This is a genomic window from Geobacillus sp. B4113_201601 (genome assembly GCF_001587475.1).
Classification (GTDB): domain Bacteria; phylum Bacillota; class Bacilli; order Bacillales; family Anoxybacillaceae; genus Geobacillus; species Geobacillus icigianus.
The window spans coordinates 1-2240 of record NZ_LQYX01000059.1; the positions used below are offsets into that span (position 1 = coordinate 1).

General features: G+C 47.5%; 2 protein-coding genes and 1 pseudogene. 2 read left to right on the forward strand and 1 reads right to left on the reverse strand.

Features of this window, described 5'->3' with window-relative positions; all coding sequences use genetic code 11:
- The first annotated feature begins 348 nt into the window (after nt 1-348).
- Nucleotides 349-1320, forward strand: a complete 972-nt coding sequence (locus B4113_RS21160) for a transposase (RefSeq protein WP_348537088.1) — start codon at nt 349-351, stop codon at nt 1318-1320.
- A complete protein-coding gene (locus B4113_RS21165) occupies nt 1302-1898 on the forward strand; it encodes a transposase (protein WP_348537087.1) in 597 nt (198 codons plus the stop codon). The genes B4113_RS21160 and B4113_RS21165 overlap by 19 nt, the downstream gene beginning before the upstream one ends.
- Nucleotides 1899-1914: 16 nt before the next feature.
- Here the strand turns inward: B4113_RS21165 and B4113_RS20460 are convergent.
- Nucleotides 1915-2240: pseudogene (locus B4113_RS20460) on the reverse strand (hypothetical protein); the annotation flags it as partial.

Below are 2240 nucleotides of genomic sequence, written 5' to 3' on the forward strand. Positions count from 1 at the left end.
CAGCTGAAAAAGGACGTCATTGACGAAGAAGTGGTACGCATGGCCACAGAGGAAATGGGGTATTAGCACGAAAGGGGCCGAATCGGCCTCTTTTGTGCTTTCTCTTTTCCATCGGTCCACCAAGCGCGCTGGAAATCTTCATCTGAAAGAGCGTGCAAACGTTCCGAAAGAATGTGCAAAATCCGGAACAATCCGCAAAAATTTTGCACATTATTTCGGAATCCGCCTGAAATAATTTGAAAAAGGGATTCTGAAATAATGTGCTAATTTACAATAGAAGAATCGCCCTTTTTTCTGGTAGAATAGAGTCACCAAAACCACTACCACCGAAAGAAGGGCGATTCTTTTATGAAACATGATCATATTTCCTTTAAAGAGTATACCATGGACAACCTCTCTTTGCCAAGCAACATCGCCGATCTCATTCCGCGGGATAACATGGCCCACGTGGTTCATGAGATGGTTGAACGCATCCCGATGGAGACGTTTCTTCCTTACTACAAAGGAGGGGGCACCTCCCCCTATCATCCGAAAATGATGACCAAAATTCTCCTTTACGCTTACACCCAAAAAATGTATCATGGTCGTGAGATTGCACGGCAGCTCGAAGTTCACCTTCCCCTCATGTGGCTAAGTGGATTTCAAAAGCCGGACTTCCGCTCCATCAATCGGTTTCGTTCAGAGCGGATGAAAGACCTGATTGACGACCTGTTCCGGGAAATGATCACGCTGCTCGTGGCCGACGGCTATGTCAAGATGGAAGATGATTTTGTGGATGGAACGAAAATTGAAGCGAATGCCAACCGGTACACCTTCGTTTGGCGCAAATCGGCTGAGAAGTACCAGGAGAAACTCCAAGCCAATGTCGATCGGCTGATTGCCCAGATCGAGGCGATCGTGGAAGAAGAAAAGGCGGAAGACATTGACGCTTCGCCGGCCTTTACGTCAGAAGAAATCCGAAAGAAAACCGAGGAGTGGGAAAAACGGTTGGAGGCCGAGCCGGACAACCAACCGTTGAAGAAGGCCATCAAGAAGATGAAGGAGGACTACTTGCCTCGCAGTGAAAAATATGAACACCAACTCCATGTATGCGGGGATCGCAACAGCTATTCCAAGACCGATGTGGATGCCACCTTCATGCGGTTGAAGGAGGATCCCATGCGAAACGGCCAGCTCAAGCCGGCCTATAACGTACAGGTGGGTTCTTCCGGTCAATTTATTTTGGGTATTCCCTTCATCAGAGGCCGGGCGACACTCGTTGTCTTCTTCCGCATTTGGAGACTGTTCGAGAGAAGTACGGTGTGGAACCCGAACGTTTGATCGCCGACGCGGCTTATGGCTCGGAAGAGAACTACGTGAAGCTGGAAGAGAAGCACATATCGGCCTTGATCAAGTACCATACGTATGAGAAGAAGAACACGCGCAAGGTCAAGAAAAATCCGCATCATCCGCAGAATTGGGCCTATGTGGAAGAAGAAGACGTTTGGATTTGCGAGAATGGGAAAAGGCTGGTTCGCACCGGAACTTCGAAACAGACCACAGAATCAGGATACACCTCGGTCACCCGACACTACCAATGCCATGAATGCGAAGGATGTCCGTTCCGTTCGGCCTGCACGACTTCCAAGTATGGACGAACCACGCAATGGAACCCCGTCTATCATGAACAAAAACAGAAAGCCCGCGAACGGTTGGAGAGTGAAGAAGGGCAAGCCCGGTACCGTCAACGCCAAACCGACATTGAGAGTGTATTTGGACAAATCAAACAAAATCGCGGGTTTCGTCGCTTTGTCCTGCGAGGCCTCCAAAAAGTTTCCATCGAATGGGGGCTGGTTTGTGCTGCCCACAATCTTCTCAAAAAAGCCGCTAGGGACAAGCAATTGTCCTTGGTGGCGTAAATCAGGGGGAACAGAGTCAGAATTTTCTTCCGTTTGGTAAAATATACAAAAACCAGAGAGGGAATTCTTTAAATTCCATTGAAAAAAAACAATATCTTAAGATGATATCATTAAGTGTTCCTTTATCCACTACCTCATAATCTAACGAATGTTTAAAATAACACTTTCGGAACAGTATAGTCAGCGAAGTCTTCCTAATACTTTCGACATAACCTCCCCTCTTCAACAATGCAATACGGCGTACGGCGGCACAGTCGCTAAAAAGATACCGGTCAAACCATTGGGTCAAACGAGTTTCGGCTTGCTTTCTTGTTTGGCTTTTGGATACGTAACGGAAATGCT